At 66.3% G+C, this 20,921-nt stretch carries 16 protein-coding genes; 7 read left to right on the top strand and 9 right to left on the bottom strand.

Annotated features, from left to right (window positions below; all coding sequences use genetic code 11):
* Positions 1-3: 3 nt before the first annotated feature.
* Positions 4-1,020, bottom strand: a complete 1,017-nt coding sequence (locus AC5ZH6_RS12115) for a heme o synthase (RefSeq protein WP_496169056.1) — start codon at positions 1,018-1,020, stop codon at positions 4-6.
* 369 nt (positions 1,021-1,389) lie between these two features.
* Between AC5ZH6_RS12115 and tkt the strand changes: the two genes are divergently transcribed.
* The 7 genes from tkt (at position 1,390) to AC5ZH6_RS12080 (ending at position 11,281) form a co-directional block, all read left to right on the top strand.
* Complete coding sequence (gene tkt, locus AC5ZH6_RS12110; RefSeq protein WP_006370303.1) at positions 1,390-3,468, top strand: transketolase; 2,079 nt, start codon at positions 1,390-1,392, stop codon at positions 3,466-3,468.
* A gap of 90 nt (positions 3,469-3,558) precedes the next feature.
* Positions 3,559-4,680, top strand: a complete 1,122-nt coding sequence (tal, locus tag AC5ZH6_RS12105; protein WP_006370302.1) for a transaldolase — start codon at positions 3,559-3,561, stop codon at positions 4,678-4,680.
* A gap of 4 nt (positions 4,681-4,684) precedes the next feature.
* Positions 4,685-6,226: a glucose-6-phosphate dehydrogenase gene (zwf, locus tag AC5ZH6_RS12100; RefSeq protein ID WP_020171405.1), complete on the top strand. Its 1,542-nt coding sequence runs from the start codon at positions 4,685-4,687 to the stop codon at positions 6,224-6,226.
* A gap of 22 nt (positions 6,227-6,248) precedes the next feature.
* On the top strand, positions 6,249-7,166 hold the full coding sequence (locus tag AC5ZH6_RS12095; RefSeq protein WP_006370300.1) for a glucose-6-phosphate dehydrogenase assembly protein OpcA: 918 nt from the start codon (positions 6,249-6,251) through the stop codon (positions 7,164-7,166).
* Positions 7,163-7,906 (top strand): 6-phosphogluconolactonase, encoded by a 744-nt coding sequence (gene pgl, locus AC5ZH6_RS12090; protein ID WP_288337535.1) that lies wholly within the window; start codon positions 7,163-7,165, stop codon positions 7,904-7,906. The genes AC5ZH6_RS12095 and pgl overlap by 4 nt, the downstream gene beginning before the upstream one ends.
* Before the next feature lie 484 nt (positions 7,907-8,390).
* Positions 8,391-9,977, top strand: coding sequence for an HNH endonuclease signature motif containing protein (locus tag AC5ZH6_RS12085; RefSeq protein WP_496169054.1), 1,587 nt, complete (start codon positions 8,391-8,393; stop codon positions 9,975-9,977).
* Positions 9,978-10,183: 206 nt separating this feature from the next.
* Complete coding sequence (locus AC5ZH6_RS12080) at positions 10,184-11,281, top strand: IS630 family transposase (RefSeq protein WP_496169053.1); 1,098 nt, start codon at positions 10,184-10,186, stop codon at positions 11,279-11,281.
* On the opposite strand, the gene ppc is transcribed toward AC5ZH6_RS12080, so the two are convergent.
* From ppc to rapZ, 8 genes are all read right to left on the bottom strand, one after another.
* Complete coding sequence (ppc, locus tag AC5ZH6_RS12075; protein ID WP_006370297.1) at positions 11,278-14,109, bottom strand: phosphoenolpyruvate carboxylase; 2,832 nt, start codon at positions 14,107-14,109, stop codon at positions 11,278-11,280. The genes AC5ZH6_RS12080 and ppc overlap by 4 nt on opposite strands.
* A gap of 133 nt (positions 14,110-14,242) precedes the next feature.
* A complete protein-coding gene (secG, locus tag AC5ZH6_RS12070; RefSeq protein WP_006370296.1) occupies positions 14,243-14,482 on the bottom strand; it encodes a preprotein translocase subunit SecG in 240 nt (79 codons plus the stop codon).
* A gap of 123 nt (positions 14,483-14,605) precedes the next feature.
* Entirely contained in the window at positions 14,606-15,397 is a 792-nt protein-coding gene (gene tpiA, locus AC5ZH6_RS12065) for a triose-phosphate isomerase (protein WP_006370295.1), read from the bottom strand.
* Positions 15,394-16,605 (bottom strand): phosphoglycerate kinase, encoded by a 1,212-nt coding sequence (locus AC5ZH6_RS12060; protein ID WP_014359940.1) that lies wholly within the window; start codon positions 16,603-16,605, stop codon positions 15,394-15,396. The genes tpiA and AC5ZH6_RS12060 overlap by 4 nt, the downstream gene beginning before the upstream one ends.
* A gap of 45 nt (positions 16,606-16,650) precedes the next feature.
* Positions 16,651-17,667 (bottom strand): type I glyceraldehyde-3-phosphate dehydrogenase, encoded by a 1,017-nt coding sequence (gene gap / locus AC5ZH6_RS12055; RefSeq protein WP_014359939.1) that lies wholly within the window; start codon positions 17,665-17,667, stop codon positions 16,651-16,653.
* Between the two features lie 183 nt (positions 17,668-17,850).
* Positions 17,851-18,828 carry a DNA-binding protein WhiA gene (gene whiA / locus AC5ZH6_RS12050; protein WP_170320206.1) on the bottom strand — a complete coding sequence of 326 codons (978 nt, stop codon included), beginning with the start codon at positions 18,826-18,828 and terminating at the stop codon, positions 17,851-17,853.
* Positions 18,829-18,949: 121 nt separating this feature from the next.
* Positions 18,950-19,954 carry a gluconeogenesis factor YvcK family protein gene (locus tag AC5ZH6_RS12045; RefSeq protein ID WP_006370291.1) on the bottom strand — a complete coding sequence of 335 codons (1,005 nt, stop codon included), beginning with the start codon at positions 19,952-19,954 and terminating at the stop codon, positions 18,950-18,952.
* Positions 19,951-20,892: an RNase adapter RapZ gene (rapZ, locus tag AC5ZH6_RS12040; RefSeq protein ID WP_006370290.1), complete on the bottom strand. Its 942-nt coding sequence runs from the start codon at positions 20,890-20,892 to the stop codon at positions 19,951-19,953. The genes AC5ZH6_RS12045 and rapZ overlap by 4 nt, the downstream gene beginning before the upstream one ends.
* Positions 20,893-20,921: the final 29 nt, after the last annotated feature.

Genomic DNA, 20,921 nt, shown 5'->3' with positions numbered 1-20,921 from the left:
GCCCTAGAAGACGTGCGTGAGGACCGGCAGGTTCACGACGGCGTCGATCGCCAGTCCGCAGAACAGGATCGCCAGGTACTCGTTGGACTGCAGGAAGATCTTGAGCGGCGTCACCTCGGCGCCCTGCCGGGTGTCGCGATAGAGCTTGTGGACCCGGCTGAGGAACCAGGCGCCGGCCAGCACCGCGACCGCCGCGTAGATCCAGCTGGCCGCCGGGATCAATGCCAGTGACGCCAGCACCGTGGCCCAGGTGTAGAAGAGCATCTGTCGGGTCACGTGCTCGTCGGAGGCGATCACCGGGAGCATCGGCACCCCGGCGGCCTTGTAGTCCTCGCGATACCGCATGGCCAGCGCCCAGGTGTGCGGCGGCGTCCAGAAGAAGATGACGAGGAAGAGCACCACCGGCTGCCAACTCAGGGCTCCGGTCACCGCTGCCCAGCCGACCAGGGTCGGCATGCAGCCCGCGGCCCCGCCCCACACGACGTTCTGCCAGGTACGTCGCTTGAGGATCATCGTGTAGACGCCGACGTAGAAGCCGATGGTCGCGGTCACCAACAGGGCGCTGAGCAGGTTCGCGGCGAAGAACAGCACCAGGAACGACGCCACCCACAACACGATCCCGAAGATCAGCGCACTGCGGGTGGCGACGGCCTTCCGGGCCAGTGGCCGACGCGCGGTGCGTCGCATCTTCTTGTCGATGTCGGCGTCGGCGACCATGTTCAGCGTGTTCGCACTGCCGGCTCCGAGCCAGCCGCCGAGCAGGGTGAACAGGATGACCGCGATGTCGACGTGGCCGCGGTTGGCCTGCAGCATGACCGGGATCGTGGCGACGAGGAGCAGTTCGATGACGCGCGGCTTGGTGAGCGCGATGTAGGCCAGGACGGTGGCCCGGATGCGCTGCGGCCACGTCGCGCCGGTTTCCTCGACAACGCCATCCGTCGGCTCTGCGACGCCGGACTCACGGGACTGGGTGTGCCGAGCGGAGGTGGATCCGCCGGGAGCGGTGCCTTCTCCGCTCACACGTTCCCCAATCCTCACGTCCACTCCTACCTGCCCGAAGGACGCGCTCAGGGCAGTTGACCGGCTATCGAACAGCGCGCCACGGCTACTACACAGCATGGTAGACGCTGCCCCACCCGTTCGAAGAATTGCGTGCGCCGAGCAGGCCGCGAGCCCGACGACGCGCCGCGATACGCGCCGCAGACAAAGGTTGCCGGGCATGGGCGGGCGGTGGCCGATTACTCTGGGAGCAGTGAGGCACCTCCGACGTCCACCACATGTGACGGCTCGCGTTCCGTCCGGCGTGGCGTCGACCCTCGAATCCCCGCTGCTCGAATCCCCGCTGCGGCGAGCGCACGCACCCCGATAGGTACAGGAGACTGCAGAACAGTGGCAGACACAGACGAGATCCGCGAACTCACCACTGCGGCCCACCCCGAGTGGTGGACCGAGGTCGATTCGCGCGCCGTAGACACCGTTCGGGTCCTCGCCGCGGATGCGGTCCAGAAGTGTGGCAGTGGCCATCCGGGCACTGCGATGAGCCTCGCCCCGTTGGCCTACCTGCTGTATCAGCGGGTGATGCGCCACGATCCGACCGACACCCATTGGGTCGGCCGCGATCGGTTCGTATTGTCGTGCGGGCATTCCAGCCTCACCCAGTACATCCAGCTCTATCTGGGTGGCTTCGGGTTGGAGTTGTCCGACATCGAGGACCTGCGCACGTGGGGGTCGAAGACCCCCGGTCATCCGGAGTTGCATCACACGCGTGGTGTGGAGATCACCACCGGTCCGCTCGGGCAGGGACTGGCCTCGGCGGTCGGTATGGCCTATGCCGCACGCTACGAGCGTGGCCTGTTCGATCCGGACGCCGCGGCCGGCGCCAGCCCGTTCGACCACCACATCTACGTGATCGCCTCCGACGGTGACATCGAGGAGGGCGTCACCTCCGAGGCGTCGTCGCTGGCCGGCGCGCAGGAACTCGGCAACCTGATCGTCTTCTACGACAAGAATCACATCTCGATCGAGGACGACACCCAGATCGCGCTGACCGAGGACACCGCCGCCCGCTACGAGGCCTACGGGTGGCATGTGCAGCATGTCTCCGGCGGCGAGAACGTCACCGCGATCGAAGCCGCGATCGAAGCCGCGAAGCAGGTCACCGACAAACCGTCGCTGATCGTGCTGCGCACCATCATCGGGTACCCCGCCCCGGACAAGATGAACACCGGCGCGATCCACGGATCGGCGCTGGGCGCCGACGAGGTCGCCGCCACCAAGAAGGTCCTCGGCTTCGATCCCGACAAGAACTTCGAGGTGTCCGAGGAGGTCATCGCCCATACCCGCGCGCTCACCGAGCGTGGCGCCGCCGCCCACGCCCAGTGGCAGAAGGGCTTCGACGCCTGGGCCGCGGCCAACCCCGAGCGCAAGGCGCTCTTCGACCGCCTGTGGTCCCATGAACTCCCCGACGGCTGGACCGACGTGCTGCCGAGCTGGGAGCCGGGCAGCAAAGCGCTGGCCACCCGCGCCGCCTCGGGCAAGGTACTCTCCGCACTCGGACCGATCCTGCCCGAATTGTGGGGTGGCTCCGCCGATCTCGCGGGCTCGAACAACACCACCATGGACGACGTCGACTCGTTCGGACCGTCGTCGATCAGCACCAAGACCTGGACGGCCAACCCCTACGGCCGCACCCTGCACTTCGGTATCCGCGAACACGCCATGGGCTCGATCCTGTCCGGGATCGTCTTGCACGGTCCCACCCGCGCCTACGGCGGTACCTTCCTGCAGTTCGCCGACTACATGCGGCCCGCGGTCCGGCTGGCGTCACTGATGGCGATCGACCCGATCTACGTCTGGACCCACGACTCGATCGGCCTCGGCGAGGACGGCCCGACCCACCAGCCGGTCGAGCACCTCGCGGCGCTGCGCACCATCCCGAACCTCGATGTGGTCCGTCCGGCCGATGCCAACGAGACCGCCCACGCCTGGCGCCACCTGCTCACCCGGCGTGACCATCCGGTCGGCCTGTGCCTGACCCGTCAGGGTGTGCCGGTCCTCGAGGGCACCTCGTACGAGGGTGTCGCGGCCGGTGCGTACGTGTTGTCGGAGGCCGACGGCGAGCCGCAGGTCGTGCTGATCGGCACCGGCTCCGAGGTCCAACTCGCCGTGGAGGCACAGAAGACCTTGGCCGACAAGGGAATCCGCGCACGCGTGGTGTCCATGCCGTGCTTCGAGTGGTTCTTCGAGCAGGACGCGGAATACCGCAATTCGGTGCTTCCGCCGTCGGTGCCTCGCGTCTCCGTCGAGGCCGGCATCGCCATGCCGTGGTATCAGGTCGTCGGCGATACCGGGGAGATCATCTCCCTCGAGCACTTCGGTGCCTCGGCCGACTACAAGGTGCTCTACGAGAAATTCGGCATCACCGCCGACGCCGTGGCCACCGCCGCGCAGCGCGTCGTCGGCTCCTGACCCCACGCCCGAACGCCTTCCACCACAACCGAACACACCGAGATCGCGTGCCCCACAAGGACACCACGCGATGCACGCAAGGAGAGAACCGTGACCCAGAACGCCAAGCTCGCCGAATTGTCCGCCGCCGGTGTATCGGTGTGGCTGGATGACCTGTCCCGTGACCTGATCTCCTCGGGAGGTCTGCAGGAGTTCATCGACACCCGCTCGGTGGTCGGCGTGACCACCAACCCGTCGATCTTCCAGGCCGCACTGTCGAAGGGCAACGCCTACGACGAGCAGGTCAACGAGCTCGCCGCCCGTGGCGCCGACGTCGATGCCACCATCCGCACCGTCACCACCGACGACGTCCGCAATGCGTGTGACGTCCTCGCACCGGTGTTCACCGAGTCCCGCGGTGTCGACGGTCGGGTGTCGATCGAGGTCGACCCCCGACTCGCCCACGACACCGACAAGACAGTCGCGCAAGCCATCGAACTGTGGAAGATCGTCGACCGCCCGAACCTGCTGATCAAGATTCCCGCCACCAAGGCCGGGCTGCCGGCGATCACCCGGGTACTCGCCGAGGGCATCAGCGTCAACGTGACCCTGATCTTCTCCGTCGAGCGCTACCAGGGCGTGATGGACGCCTACCTGTCGGGCATCGAGGCCGCCGCGCAAGCCGGCCACGATATCTCGACGATCCACTCGGTCGCCTCGTTCTTCGTCTCCCGCGTGGACACCGAGATCGACAAGCGTCTCGACGCCATCGGTACACCCGAGGCGACCGCGTTGAAGGGCAAGGCGGCGCTGGCCAACGCCCGCCTGGCCTACGCCGCCTACCAGGAGATCTTCGAGGTCGAGTCACGCTTCCACGGTTTGGTCGACAAGGGCGCCAATCCCCAACGGCCGCTGTGGGCCTCGACCGGCACCAAGAACGCCGACTACCCCGACACGCTGTACGTCAGCGAGCTCGTCGCACCAAACACCGTCAACACCATGCCGGGCAAGACGATGGAAGCCTTCGCCGACCACGGCTGGGTCAACACCGACTCGATCATCGGTACCTCGGCAGCCTCACAGGAGGTCTTCGACAAGATCGCCGGCCTCGGCGTCGACCTCGACGACGTCTTCGTCGTCCTCGAGGACGAGGGAGTCAGCAAGTTCGAGGAAGCCTGGAACGAATTGCTCGCAGCCACCGCCGAGCAACTCGACGCCGCGAAGAAGGCCTGAACACGTGCCTACCGGCGGTCCCACGAAATGGCGTAACCCACTTCGGGATCCGCGTGACAAGCGGCTACCGCGCATCGCCGGCCCGTGCAGTCTGATCATCTTCGGCGTGACCGGTGATCTCGCGCGCAAGAAGTTGATGCCCGCGGTCTACGACCTGGCCAATCGCGGTTTGCTGCCACCGTCGTTCGCTCTCGTCGGCTTCGCCCGGCGTGATTGGGACGACGAGGATTTCGCCACGGTGGTGCACGACGCGGTCCGTCAGCATGCGCGCACCGGGTTCCGCGAGGAGGTCTGGGAGCGACTGGCCGAGGGATTCCGCTTCGTACAGGGGTCGTTCGACGACGACGAGGCGTTCGCGCGACTCAAGTCGACGCTGGCCGATCTCGACAACAAGCGCGGAACCGACGGCAATCATGCGTTCTACCTGTCGATTCCGCCGAAGGCCTTCCCGACGGTGTGCGAGCAGTTGCAGCGCAGCGGTCTGGCCGAAGAACGTGATGACCACTGGCGTCGGGTGGTCATCGAGAAACCGTTCGGCCACGATCTGCAGTCGGCGAAAGACCTCAACGGCATTGTGAACGCCGTCTTCCCGGAGTCGTCGGTGTTCCGCATCGACCACTATCTGGGTAAGGAGACGGTTCAGAACATCCTCGCGCTGCGGTTCGCCAATCAGCTGTTCGATCCGCTGTGGAGTTCTCACTACGTCGACCACGTCCAGATCACCATGGCAGAGGACATCGGACTCGGTGGCCGCGCCGGCTACTACGACGGGATCGGCGCCGCCCGCGACGTCATCCAGAACCACCTGCTGCAGCTGATGGCACTGGTGGCGATGGAGGAGCCGATCTCCTTCGAGCCCAAGCAATTACAGGCCGAGAAGATCAAGGTACTGTCGGCGACCCGCAACATCCTGCCGATCGAGGAGAACACCGCCCGCGGTCAATACGGCCCGGGCTGGCAGGGTAGCGAGAAGGTCCCGGGACTCAAGGACGAGGAGGGGTTTGCGGCCGACTCGACCACGGAGACCTATGCGGCGATCGCCCTCGAGGTCGACTCGCGGCGCTGGGCCGGTGTGCCGTTCTATCTGCGGACCGGAAAGCGGTTGGGCCGCAGGGTGACCGAGATCGCCTTGGTCTTCAAACGGGCGCCGCACCTGCCGTTCGACAAGACCATGACCGAGGAGCTGTCGCAGAATGCACTGGTGATCCGGGTGCAGCCCGACGAGGGCATCACACTGCGTTTCGGGTCCAAGGTGCCGGCGTCGAGCATGGAGGTCCGCGACGTCAACATGGACTTCAGCTACGGAACGGCCTTCACCGAGGCATCACCGGAAGCCTACGAACGCCTCATCCTCGACGTGCTGCTCGGTGAGCCGTCGTTGTTCCCGGTGAACGACGAAGTCGAATTGGCTTGGGAGATCCTCGATCCCGTCCTCGAGAACTGGGCGGAGTCGGGTAAGCCCGACACCTACGAAGCCGGGACGTGGGGCCCGAAGTCGGCTGACGACATGATGGCCCGGACCGGCCGCGCATGGCGCCGACCGTGACGACCGATGTGAGAGGACCCCGATGATCATCGAGATGCCCGAGACCTCGACCAACGACGTCGCCAAGAAGATGGTCGAGATCCGCGAGTCCGGTGGCGCGATCAGCCTCGGCCGCGTGCTGACCCTCGTCGTGGTGGCCGAACACGGCGAACCCACCGAGGCCGCCGTGGAAGCGGCGATCGGCGCCAGCAGCGAACATCCCAGCCGGGTCATCGTGCTGGCGTGCGGCTCCAGAAAGGGCGAGTCGCTGCTCAACGCGCAGATCAGGGTGGGCGGTGACGCGGGCGCATCGGAGGTGGTGATCCTGTCGATGTCCGGGCCACTCGCCGATCAACCGCACAGCGTCGTGACGCCGTTCCTGCTGCCGGACTGCCCGATCGTCGTCTGGTGGCCGGGCGCGGCACCCGAGGATCCGTCCGCCGACCCGATGGGCCGGATCGGTCGACGACGCATCCTCGACGCCAGCAAGTCCACGCATCCCGAGAGTGTTCTCGAACGCAGGCTGGCGACCTACTCCCCCGGTGACTCCGATCTCGCGTGGACCCAGATCACGCATTGGCGTGCGCTGCTCGCGTCGGCGATCGATCGCCCGCCGCACACACCGATCCAGTCGGTGGTGGTCACCGGACCGGCCCAGTCCCCGGGCATCGAATTACTTGCGGGATGGCTGTATTCGGCGCTCGGCGTACCCACCACCCGGTCGATCGGAAGTTTCGAGGTCCGGCTGTTGCGTGACCACGGCGCGACGGTCCTGTCGATCGATCAGAACGGCAACGCGGTGATCTCGGTGCCCGGCAAGCCCGATGGTCGGGTCGCCATGACCAACCGTGATCTGCCCGTGTATCTCGCCGAGGAACTGCGCCGCCTCGATACCGACGAGGTCTTCGAGCAGGCACTTCGTGGCGCCGTCGAACTGAGCCAGCAAGGACAACCGGCATGACCACCGAGACACTGGTTTTCGATGACAAGCAGACTCTGGTCGACACCGCGGCACGTCGGTTCGTCGATCTGATCGGTGCCGCTCAGCGCGCTCGTGGGGTTGCGTCGGTGGTGCTGACCGGTGGTAGCAACGGCATCGCGATTCTGGCGTCCCTCGCCGACGACAGCGGTGACATCGACTGGTCCAAGGTTGACATCTATTGGGGCGATGACCGATTCGTCCCGACCGGCGATCCGGAACGCAACTACGGACAGGCCCGGGACGCGCTGCTCGACCATGTGCCGGTCGATCCGGCCCGGGTACATCCGATGGCACCGTCGGACGGCGAGTTCGGTGACGACATCGACGCCGCGGCAGCCGATTACGCCGCCACCCTGTTGGCGAACGCGGGAGCCGATGTGTCCCCGCAATTCGATCTCCACCTGCTCGGCATGGGCGGCGAGGGACACATCAACTCCCTGTTCCCGCACACTGCCGCCACCGCAGAGACGCAGAAGACCGTTGTCGCCGTGGAGGACTCCCCCAAACCACCGCCGCGGCGGATCACCCTCACGCTGCCGGTGGTCAACCGCAGCAAGGCGGTGTGGTTTCTCGTCGCCGGTGAGGACAAAGCACAAGCGGTCGCCGCAGCTCACGCCGGCGCCGACCCTGCCGACTGGCCCTGCGCCGGAGCCCACGGCACCGAGGAGACCGTCTGGTTCCTCGACCACGCCGCGGCCTCCGCTCTCCCCGACGCCTGAAACCCCGTCGGGGTTGGAGCGACGTTTCCGCCATCCGATGTCCGCCCCTTCCCCGGCGGTCGAGGTGCTCGGCGACCAGGCGCCGGGCCTCGAGACTGCCTGCCACGGTGCAGGTTTCGATTCGCGGGTGATGAGAATACCTATCGGCGAGAGGGTCTCGAGGCTCGTCGCTGGCGCTCCTCGGCACCTCGACCATCGGATGGAAAGGTCCGGGGTAGAACGACGGCGCGTTTCCTGACCGACGCTTCCCCCTTCCCCGGTGGTCGAGGTGTGAGCCGCATGCGGCGAGCCTCGAGACCCGGCGAGATGACAAGCATCGCAACCACATCCACTACCCGCTCGACGTAATCGAGCGCCCAGTCGATGAGTTGAAAATAGTTGTCCACAGATTTTGACGGCCCCATCTCCGCCGGGCCGGTTTTGTCGGTACCCCTTCGTACACTCGTTCTCATCAAGTCCGATCGCGGGAGGGGAGGTTGTTCGGATGTCGACCACATTGACGTTCACCGATCCGGATGCCGACGCTGCCGCGATCACAGCCATGTCGCGCGATGAGCTCACCGAGACCGGCCCGGACCTGCTCCGCGAGGCCCGCAAATACGAGGCCCGGACGGTGCTGGCTGCCGCTGCGTTGGCGGAGCGGGTGTTTCGTGAGCATCTGGCCGGGCGGCCCGAGACCGGTGTGTGGGGGTCGGTGGTCGAGCATGCCGAGAGACTCGGCCGGGCCGAGGTGTCGTTGCAGTTCAAGGTCTCCCGTAGCAAAGCCGGGAGTTGGGTGGCGTTGGCGGAGCTGTTGGAGAAGTTCCCGCTGATCCGTGCCGCCTATCTGAACGGGGAACTGTCGACGAATCGGGCTTCGATCATGGCGCGGGCCGCGCAGCGTGGCGAGAATATCGACACCACCGACACCGACACCGTCGAGGCCGGGGAGAACGAGGAGATGTCGTTCGAAGAGATCGTCCTGGATTACGGGTCCCGCGCCACCACCGACCCGGTGCTTTCGCAACAACTCGACGCCGCACTGATTTCGATGAACCCCGACAGTGTGATCGAGGAACGCGACACCATCACCGATCTGGTCGGAAATGTGACCATCACCCCCGATGTTGCTGGGCACTCCGCCCTCGATGCGGTCGTCCCCGCCCACTACGGGGTGTTCCTCACAACCCAGATCAACGCCCTGATCGATGAACGGACCTGCCGTAAGGACCCGCGACGCGTCGGGCCAGTGCGGGTGATCGCCCTCGGGGAGATCACCGGCGTGCCCGGAGCCCGACTCGACTGCGAATGCGGGCAGGACGACTGCACGAAAGGCAGCGATGCCGTCAACAGGGACTCGGCCGAAACACCCTCTGACGCCGAGGATGCGGCAGCGTGGGACGACCTGCTACCCGAATCTGCCGACGCCGACGCTCCCGCAGTCGAGTTGGTTGAGTTGGTCGAGCCGGTCGTCGAACCCGAGATCCCCGACCCCATGGATGAGCCGACGCCGGATGAGGTGGCGGTGGCGTTCGGACGGGCCCTGGTCGTACCCGGCGCACCCGTACTGACCGTGTTGAAGGACCCGGACGGGATTCTCGTACCGCGGTTGCAGGGATACGGATCGATCGACCGCGACTACGCCGCCACCCTCGCCGAGGTGGCCAAGACCATCCATTACCCCGAATCCGTGCGCACGGCTGGGCCGTTGATCCCGCAGATCGCCGACCGCGCACAGGCCCCGCCCGCGGATCCGACCGGACACGGTGGTCACACCGTGCCACCTCCTGGGGCATTGACCTATGCACCCAGCGCGACATTGCGCGCTGAGGTGTTGGCCAATGATGCGTGGTGCCGATACCCGTACTGCGGGATGCCGTCACACCTGTGCGACCTCGATCATTGGCGACCCTTCAACCACACCGACCCCGAGGCCGGAGGCTGGACGGTGCTCGGTGACCTGATCCTGTTGTGTCGGGCTGATCATCAGCGCAAACATCTGGCCGAGTGGGTGCCGACGCTCCTTCTGGATCGGAGGGTGGAGTGGCGGAGCCGACGGACGGGGCAGGTGATTGTCACGTATCCGCGGTGACGGTCTCTATGTCTGTGGGCGGAACCAGCTGCGGTGCAAGAGGTCTCGAGGCTCCTCGCTTGCGCTCGTCGCACCTCGACCACCAGGAAAGGCACCTCGACCATCGGGGGAAGGCACTTCGACCACCAGGAAAAAGCACCTCGACCGAGGACCTAGTGGCTCGCGTCGTAATTGCTTGAACGGTTTGTTTGTTGTGATAATGGGGTATGGCGAATCGTCCTGCTGCGGCGTTGATGTTGAGTGATGGTGATCGTGAGGTGCTGGAGTCGTGGACTCGCTCGGGCACGGTGCAGGCGTCGGCGGCGAAGCGGGCGCGGATGGTGCTGCTTGCTGCTGATGGTGTGGCGAATCGGCGGATCGCGGAGTTGGTAGACGCGTCGCCGACGACGGTGATCGCGTGGCGCGAGCGCTACCTTGAGCGCGGTCTGGCTGGCCTGACTGATCGTCCTCGCTCTGGGCGGCCGCGACGGCTCGATAGGGATGCGATTATCGTCGCCACGCTCACGCCACCGCCGAAAAGCCTTGGGGTGACGCACTGGTCGACTCGGCTGCTGGCGAAGAAGCTGAAAATCTCCGACGCCTCGGTCGCCCGAGCATGGCGAGCGTATGGGATCAAACCGTTCAAGGCCGAGTCGTTTCGGTTCTCCACCGACCCGGAGTTGGTGGGCAAGGTCACCGACATTTGCGGCTTGTACTTGAATCCGCCGGAGAACGCGATCGTGCTCTGCGTTGACGAGAAGTCCCAGATTCAAGCGTTGGATCGAACGGTGCCGATCCTGCCGATGCAACCGGGCAAGGTCGAACGCCGCTCCTATGACTACTACCGGCACGGCACCACCACCTTGTTCGCTGCCCTCGATATCGCGACCGGGAAAGTCACCGCCGCACTCAAGCCCAAGCATCGCCACCAAGAGTTCCTGGCTTTCCTCAAGCAGGTCGAACGGGCCTACCGCGACACCGTCGATGACACCGGTAATCCGGTCGACTTACACCTGGTGATGGACAACTATGCAGCTCACAAACATGCCAACGTGAAGAAGTGGCTTGCCGAGCATCCTCGGGTCATCGTGCATTTCACCCCAACACACGCCTCCTGGATGAACCTCGTCGAGGTCTGGTTCGGCATCATCGAACGCCAAGCGATTCGCCGCGGAGTGTTCACCTCCGTCAAAGACCTCAACACCAAAATCCGCGCGTTCATCGACGGATGGAACCCCAGAGCCCACCCATTCGTCTGGACCAAAACCGCCGAACAGATCCTGGAAAAAGCCAACCGTCCAACAACTTCAAACTCGCGCCACTAGCCGCTGTTGCGCAGTGCGGTCGCCAAACCGTTCATCGTCAGCTGGATCCCTCGGCGGATTCGCGGTGAATCGTCACCGGCGCGGAACCGACGCAGAAGCTCAACCTGTAGCAGATTCAGCGGCTCGAGGTACGGGAAGCGGTTGTACACCGACCGTTTGAGTGCCGCGTTGTCGGCAAGAAGATCGTTGGTACCGGTGATCTTCGAGTACATCGCGATGGTGCGTTCGTGCTCGTCGACGATCATCCCGAAGACGGTGTCGCGCAACTGCTCGTCAGGCACGAGCTGGGCGTACCGATGTGCGAGTCCCATGTCCGACTTGGCGAGTACCTGCGCCATGTTCGACATCACGGTGCGGAAGAACGGCCACTTCTCGTAGTACCGCTGCAGGGTGGCCAGACGGTCCGCGTCGTCGCCGACCCACTGCTCGAAGGCAGCGCCGGTGCCGTACCAGCCCGGCAGCATCACGCGGGATTGCGTCCACGACAGCACCCATGGGATGGCCCGCAGATCGGAGATCTTCTCGGTCTGTTTACGCGACGCCGGACGGCTGCCGATGTTGAGTGCACCGATCTCCGACAGCGGTGTCGACGTCGTGAAGTACTCCACGAATCCCGGTGTCTCGTGCACCAGCGCGCTGTAGGCCGAGCGGGCCAGCGCCGCGATCTCGTCGAGAGTGGTGTAGGCGTCCTCGGATTCGTCCCCGAGTCCCTCGACGTCGAGCAGCGACGACTCGATGGTCGCGGCGAGCAACGTCTCCAGATTGCGTTCGGCGCTGACGGGTTCGGCGTATTTCGCGGCGATGATCTCACCTTGCTCGGTGATGCGCAGCGACCCCTGGACCGCGCCCGGCGGCTGGGCCAGGATGGCGTCGTAGCTCGGTCCCCCACCGCGGCCGACGGTGCCACCGCGACCGTGGAAGAGCCGCAACCGGATTCCGGCCTTGGCCGCGGCCTCGACGAGATCGAGCTCGCCGCGATAGAGCGCCCAGTTCGCGGCCATGTAGCCGCCGTCCTTGTTGGAATCGGAATAGCCGAGCATGACCTCTTGCATGCCCGACTGCCCGTCGACGAGGTCGCGGTACAGCGGGATGTCCAAGGCGGCCAACAGGGTTTCTGCGCCCTGCTGCAGATCCTCGATGGTCTCGAACAGTGGGACGATTCGAACCGTCGAGATGAGTTTCCCGGTGTCGCCGTCGATGTCGATCAGCCCGGCTTCTTTCAGCAGGATCATCGGCTCGAGCATGTCGCTGACCGAGGTGCACATGCTGATGATGTAGTTGGGCACCGACTGCGGTCCGAACCGCGCCACCGCGGTCGCGGCCGCACGGACGATGTTGAGTTCCTTGGTCGCCAACTCGGACAACTCGGCATCGGGCCGGGTGAGCGGCCGCCGGGCGGCGAGTTCATTGGTAAGGATCTCGACCCGCTCGGCCTCGTCCAGCGACCGGTAGTCCGGGTGCACGCCGGCCCACGCCAGCAGTTCGGCGATGACGTCCTCGTGCATGTCGGAATTCTGCCGCATGTCCAGCCCGGACAGATGGAAACCGAAGGTGCGCACCGACTCCCGCAGCCGCAGTAGCCTGTCGTCGGCGATGATGTCGTCGTTGGCGGCGCGGAGTCCGGCATCGATGACGTCGAGGTCGGCGAGCAGTTCGTCGGCGGTCGAGTAGGCGTCGGCACCGTCGAGCAGGAACAGATCCGAGGTCTTCATCACCTCCTCACCGAACAGCCCGGTCGCGGTGGCGACCAACCGAGAACGGATGTGGCGCAATGCAAGACGGAACGGCTCGTCGGCGGCCGCGTCCTCGCGGGGCACACCGGCGAGTTCGTAGACCGCGTCGGAGGTCGTCATGAGCCGGGTCGACATGCTCAGTTCCTGCGCGAGCGCCTCGAGCTCCGACAGGTGGTTGCCGATCGCCGTGCGCGCCGCGAGAGTCGTTGCCATCTCCACGATCTCGCCGGTGACGAACGGATTGCCGTCGCGGTCACCGCCGATCCACGAGCCCATCCGCAGCATCGGCTCGTCGGCCAGACCGGCGTTCGGATACGCCGACCGCAACGCGGCCCGCACCGAGGTGTTGATCTTGGGCACGACCTCGAAGAACGACGCGTCGTAATAGCGCAGGCCCGAACGGATCTCGTCCTGGATGGTGAGCCGCTCGAGGCGGATCAACGCGGTCTGCCACAGCGTGAGGATCTGCCTCCGGATTCCCTCGGTGACCGCCGCCTCCTCGGCGGGCGTCAGTTCGGTCCGCGACCGGTATCGCATCAGCTCGGTGATCCGGTTCTGCGCCTCGAACACCGACCGCCGGCGCGTTTCTGTCGGATGGGCGGTGATCACCGGCACCACCGTCGCGTCGGCGAGCGCATCACCCACCTCGTCATCGCCGAGACCGGCCTCGGCCAGTTTGGCGTATGTGGCGTCGAGGCTACTGTCCTGAGGCGGGTCGCCGGCCCGTACGTGAATCATCCGCCGGCGTTCACGGTGGATGTCCTCGGCCAGGTTGGCCAACAGCGCAAAGTTGCTGAACGCGCGGATGATCGGCATCGCCACCGAGATGTCGAGATCGACGAACAGATCAGCCAACTCGTCGCGATCGATCTCGGCCCGCCGGATCTTGAACGCCGCCACCCGCGCCGACTCGACGAGGTCGAAGACCTCCGCCCCCGAGTGTTCGCGCACCATGTCACCGAGAATGCCGCCGAGCAATCGGATGTCCTCACGCAGCGGTTCGGTGAGGGTGCGGCCCTCGTCGTCGACGACGATGTGGTCGACGATCGAGATGGAAGGACGCCAGTCCGGGGCACCGCGCGAAGGAGAGGTCATTGCCCCAGTATTGCGGCTGCGCGTGACGGTGGCATCTCGGGTGGGCATCTCGGGTGCACAGAAAGTCGGGTACACAGAAAGCACTCGACCCGATGCGGCCGTAGCCGCATCGGGTCGAGAGAAATGTGTCGGGTCAGGCGGACAGCTTGATGTCGACGCCGATACCGATGATGAAGATGAACCACACCAATCCGACAAAGATCGTCAACCGGTCGAGGTTGCGCTCGACGACGCTCGAGCCGGACAGACTCGATTGCACACCGCCACCGAAGAGCGACGACAGGCCACCGCCCTTACCCCGGTGCAGCAGAACCAGGATCACCAGCAGCACACTGGTGATGATCAGGCCGATGTCCAGAACTGTTTCGAGCACGTCAGGCAGATCCTTGTCGGTTGGAATCGAGTCGCGTCCGGCCAGGGGCCGACGACATGGTCGAGCCGGTCACCTCACGAGGAATGCGACCGGCTCGACCAGTGTACGCGTTTGAGCGAGCGCTCAGGGCAGGGGGCCGCCCGCGGCGATCGCCGACAACGTGGAGAACTCGTCGGCCTTCAGGGACGCGCCGCCGACCAGTGCCCCATCGACATCGGTCTGGCCGACGATGTCGCCGACGTTCTTGGCGTTCACCGATCCGCCGTAGAGCACCCGCACCGAGGCGGCTGTCGACGCATCGGCGATCTCGGCGAGTGTGGTACGCACCGCCGCGCAGACCTCCTGCGCGTCGGCGGCACTGGCCACCCGACCGGTACCGATCGCCCACACGGGCTCGTAGGCGATGACGACCTTCGCGATGTCCTCGGCCGACAGCCCCGCCAACGAGCCCTTCAGCTGCGCGACGTTGTAGGCGACGTGCTCGCCGGACTCCCGGATGTCGAGTCCCTCACCGATGCAGACGATCGGCGTCAGACCGTGCTTGAGCGCTGCCTTGGTCTTGGCGAGCACCACCTCGTCGGTCTCGGCGTGCATGGTGCGCCGCTCCGAATGTCCGACGACGACGAAGGTGCACCCGAGCTTGGCGAGGAACGCCCCGCTGATCTCGCCGGTGTAGGCACCCGAATCGTGCGCCGACAGGTCCTGGGCACCGTAGGTCAGCAGCAACTTGTCGCCGTCGACGACCGTCTGCACCGAGCGGATGTCGGTGAACGGCGGGATCACCGTCACGTCGACCTTCTCGAAGTACTTGGCGGGCAGCGCAAACGCGATCTTCTGCACCAGCGCGATGGCCTCGAGGTGATTGAGGTTCATCTTCCAGTTGCCCGCGATGAGCGGCTTACGGGATCCGCTCATGATTCCAGCACCTTCAGTCCCGGCAATTCCTTGCCCTCCAGGTATTCCAGCGACGCACCGCCACCGGTCGAGATGTGCGAGAAGTCGTCGTCCGGCAATCCCAGCGTGCGCACCGCGGCCGCGGAGTCGCCGCCGCCGACCACGGTGAACGCACCGGCCTTGGTGGCGCCGGCGATCGCCTCGGCGACACCCTTGGTGCCCGCGGAGAACTTCTCGAATTCGAACACGCCCGACGGCCCGTTCCAGAAGATCGTCTTGGCACCCGAGAGCAGCGCGGCGAAACGCTGCACCGACTCCGGCCCGATGTCCAGACCCATCCATCCGTCGGGGATGGCGTCGGCCGAGACCGTCTGCGACTGCGCGTCGGCGGCGAACTTGTCGGCCACCACCACATCGGCGGGCAGCCGGATGACATCACCGAATCGCTCCAGCAGATCCTTGCAGACCTCGATCTGGTCTTCCTGCAGCAGCGAGGTGCCCACGCCATGGCCTTGGGCGGCCAGGAACGTGAACGCCATACCGCCGCCGATGACCAGCGTGTCGACCTTCGGTGCCAGCGCCTCTATCACGCCGAGCTTGTCGGACACCTTGGAACCACCCAGCACCACGGCGTACGGCCGTTCCGGGTCCTCGGTGAGTGCCGAGAGCACCTTGACCTCGGCCGCCACGAGCTCACCCGCGTAGTGCGGGAGCAGCTTGGCGACGTCGTACACCGAGGCCTGCTTGCGGTGCACCACCCCGAACCCGTCGGAGACGAAGGCGCCGTCGGGACCGACGAGTTCGACGAAGGCCTTGGCCAGCGACTCTCGCTCGGATTCGTCCTTGGACGTCTCGCGCGGATCGAACCGCACGTTCTCCAGCAGCAGGACGTCACCGTCGGTGAGTCCCTCGGCGCGCGCGAGCGCGTCGGAGCCGACGACATCACCGGCGAGTTGGACGTTGCGGCCCAGTTCCTGGCCGAGACGCTCGGCGACCGGCGCCAATGAGTATTTCGGATCCGGCTCACCCTTGGGGCGGCCCAGATGCGCGGTGATGATCACCTTGGCGCCGGCGTCGATGAGCGCGTTCAGCGTCGGCAGGGAGGCGAGGATTCGGCCCGGATCGGTGATCGTCGACCCGTCGAGCGGGACGTTGAAATCCGATCGAACCAACACACCGCGACCCGAAACGCCTTCGTCGAGAAGGTCTTTCAGAGTGGGTACACCCATTGCAGCATTGCTCCGTAACGGTTGGGTTCGTCAGCGACCGGTCGGTCAGAGAGACTTGCCGACCAGGCCGGACAGGTCGACGAGGCGGTTGGAGTAACCCCACTCGTTGTCGTACCAGGAGACGGCCTTGACCTGGTTGCCGATGACCTTGGTCAGCCCGGCGTCGAACAGCGAGCTGTGCGGGTCGGTGACGATGTCGCTGGAGACGATCGGCGCGTCGTAGTACTTGAGGATGCCCTTGAGCGGACCCTCGGCGGCGGCCTTCATCGCGGCGTTGATCTCGTCGGCGGTCGCGGACTTCTCCAGGATCGCGGTGAGGTCGGTGACCGAGCCGGTCGGGATCGGCACGCGCAGCGCGTATCCGTCGAGCTTGCCCTTGAGTTCGGGGAGGACCAGACCAATGGCCTTGGCCGCGCCGGTCGAGGTGGGCACCACGTTGATGGCCGCCGCGCGGGCGCGACGCAGATCCTTGTGCGGGCCGTCCTGCAGGTTCTGATCCTGGGTGTAGGCGTGCACGGTGGTCATCAGACCCGAGACGATGCCGAATTCGTCGTTGAGCACCTTCGCGAACGGGCCGAGGCAGTTGGTGGTGCACGACGCGTTGGAGATGATGTTCTGGCTGCCGTCGTACTTGTCGTCGTTGACACCCATGACGATGGTGATGTCCTCACCGGAGGCCGGTGCGGAGATGATGACCTTCTTGGCGCCGGCGTCGAGGTGGCCCTTGGCCTTCTCCGCGGCGGTGAAGATACCGGTGGATTCGACGACGACGTCGACACCGAGGTCGCCCCACGGCAGCGCCGCCGGGCCTTCCTTGACCTCGAGGGCCTTGATGCGCTGGTCGCCGACGACGATGAAATCGCCGTCGAGGGAAACCTCCTGCGGCAGGCGGCCCAGGATCGAATCGAACTTCAGCAGGTGTGCCAGGGTGGCGTTGTCGGTCAGATCGTTGACGGCGACGATCTCGATGTCGGTGGTGCCCAATGCTTTTTGTGCTTCGACGGCGCGGAAGAAGTTGCGGCCGATCCGGCCGAATCCGTTGACGCCTACCCGAACAGTCACTGGTGTGCTCCTTAGCGGTTGTCTCGGCACGGGGTCATCTGCCCGCACCGCTCCTGGTGGCCGATCGGCTCATGGCCAACCGGCGTCGGGTCCAGCCTAGTAGGACGCCTGATCGTGGGCAGCGCGACGGGTGCACTGGCACACCCGTACCGCCGACCGAACGATCGGGTCGACAACGGTGGGTCACGCCTCGTCGAGCAGATCCGAGGTGACCGCCGACTCGGTGTCGGGGATGCCCTCGGCGTGCGCCTTCTTGTCCGCGGTCGACAGTAGCCGGCGGATCCGGCCGGCGACGGCGTCCTTGGTCATCGGCGGATCGGCGAGCTGGCCGAGTTCCTCCAGCGAGGCCTGCCGGTGGGTGATGCGCAGATGCCCGGCCGCGGCGAGGTGGTCGGGGACCTCGTCGCCGAGGATCTCCAACGCGCGCTCCACCCGGGCGGCGGCCGCGACCGCGGCGCGCGCCGAGCGGCGCAGATTCGCGTCGTCGAAATTGGCGAGGCGGTTGGCCGTCGCCCGCACCTCCCGGCGCATCCGGCGTTCCTCCCAGACCAAGCGCGTGTCGTGTGCGCCCATCCGTGTCAACAGCGCGCCGATCGCCTCACCGTCGCGGATGACGACACGGTCGGCGCCGCGCACCTCGCGGGCCTTCGCCGACACCCCGAGCCGCCGGGCCGCCCCGACCAGTGCCAGGGCCGACTCCGGACCGGGACAGCTGACCTCCAGCGCCGAAGACCGGCCGGGCTCGGTCAGCGACCCGTGCGCCAGGAACGCGCCGCGCCAGGCGGCCTCGGCGTCGGCGATACTGCCGCCGACAACCTGCGCGGGCAGACCCCGGACCGGTCGGCCGCGCAGATCGAGCAGCCCGGTCTGTCGGGCAAGGCCCTCACCGTCGGCGGTGACCCGCACGATGTAGCGCGCCGACTTGCGTAGTCCGCCGCCTCGCAGGACGTGGACCTCGGAGGTGTATCCGTACAGGTCGTGGATCTCCCGGCGCAGCCGTCGCGCCACATTGCCCATGTCGACCTCGGCCTCGACGATCACGCGCCCGGCCACGATGTGCAGGCCTCCCGCGAACCGCAGAAGCGCCGACACCTCGGCCTTGCGCGGACTCACCTGCGTCACGGCGAGCCGACTCAATTCGTCCTTCACCGCCGCGGTCATCGCCACCGGTCCCTGTCCTCCTGTCATCGCCGGGTCCTCCTGTCATCCGCGGACCCCATGCCTGTACTCCCCAGGGCGCGCCCTGGCCTCCCCTGCCCGCGCTCAACCACGTTGGGCCAGCCTAACGGGTCGGTTCACGCGAACACAGTTGCTTGATCAGGCCGGCCACTTTCGCCGGGTCGTGGACGTGGCGGCCGGGAATGGCGAGATCACCGATCTCCAGGCTCGCGCCGAACATCCCGGCGGCCCTCTCGAGGTGCTCGCGCTCCCGCCCGGCGGGCACCGACGACTCGTCGACGACCACATGATCGATCGTGAACGTGTCGGCGTGGGCGTGCAGCACATGCAGATGTCGTTCCACCGAGAACCCCGGGGTCTCCCCCGGCTCCGGCGCCAGGTTCACGATCAACACCTTGCGAGAAGTGCTGCGCTGCAACGCCTCCAGTAAGTCCGGCACCAGGACGTGCGGGATCACACTGGAGAACCACGAGCCCGGACCGAGGACCACGAGATCGGCCTCGTCGACGGCGGTGATCACCGGCTCGCACACCGGCGGCTCCGCGGGCAGGAGTCGCACCCGACGCACCTTGCCGGGGGTGGTCGCCACAGCCACCTGACCGCGGATGACCCGGGAGATACGCGGATCGGATTCCAGTCCGGAGACGTCGGCCTCGATCTCCAGCGGCACCGACGACATCGGCAGCACCCGACCATCGACGTCGAACACACGCATCATCTCGTCGAGGGCCGCCACCGGATCGCCGAGGACCTCGGTCAGCCCGGCCAGCAGCAGGTTGCCCACCGGATGACCGGCGAGCGCACCGTAACCACCGAAACGATGCTGCAGGGTCTCCGCCCACAACTCGTGGTGCCGCCGGTCGGCGTCCGGGTCCCGACGCCCGGCCAGACCGTCGAGGGCTGCCGGCGCACACATCAACGCCGCCATCGCCATTCGCAGATCGCCGGGTGGGATCACCCCGAGTTCGGAACGCAACCGGCCCGACGACCCACCGTCGTCGGCGACGGTCACGATGGCGGTCACGTGGGGGCTCAGATAGCGCATCGCCGTCAGCGTCGCATACAGGCCGTGTCCGCCGCCGAGCGCGGCGATCCGCAATGCACTCATTCGCGCCCCAGATCACGGTGCATGACCCGCACGTCGTAGCGCGCGGCACCCGCGTCGTCCGCGGCGACCCGCAGGCGACGCGCCAACTCCTCGGAGATCGCGACACTACGGTGCTTGCCGCCGGTGCATCCGATGCTGACGGTCATGTAGCGCTTGCCTTCTCGGAGATATCCCTTGCCTACGACACCGATCAGTTCGGTGTAGAGATCGACGAAGCGACCGGCGTCGTCCTGTCCGAGGACGTACTCCCGCACCGGCGCGTCGCGACCGTTGAGTTCCCTCAGATCGGCCACCCAATACGGATTGGGCAGGAAGCGGACATCGGCGACGAGGTCGGAGTCGATCGGCAATCCGTACTTGAACCCAAAGGACTGCACGGCGACGCTGAGCCGGGAACTCGCGTCGTGCGGATACGAATCCTCCACCACCTCACGCAGTTTGGCGACGGTCAGCGTCGAGGTCTCCACCACGAGGTCGGCGGAATCCTTGAGGGGCGCGAGAATCACCCGCTCCCGCGCGATCCCCTCGACCAGGGTTTCACTACCCTGCAGCGGATGGCGACGGCGGACCTGCTCGAAGCGGCGGACCAGCACCTGATCGCTGGCGTCGAGGAACAGCAGTCGCGTCTGGGTGCCGGTGGCCGCGAGTTGTGCACGCAGCGTGCGCAACTGCTCGCCGAGGTTCTCGTCGGAAGCGCGTAACACCATGGCCAGCCGCAGAATCGGCGGATCGCTGTCGGCGACGAGGTCGACCATCGTCGAGATCAGGGCGGGCGGCACGTTGTCGGCGACATACCAGCCGTCGTCCTCGAGCACGTTGGCGACCGTGGAGCGACCGGCGCCGGACATGCCGGCGACGAACAGGACGACGAGTCCGTCGGTGGGCGCACCGGAGGCGTCTCCTCCCGGTGCCCCGTGCGCGGGATCGCTGTCGGTCATATCCGTGCCTCCGCTCGTGCCGTCCGTGC

Source organism: Gordonia sp. YC-XJ4 (genome assembly GCF_059511865.1).
This window is presented reverse-complemented; position numbering and strand designations above follow the sequence as displayed.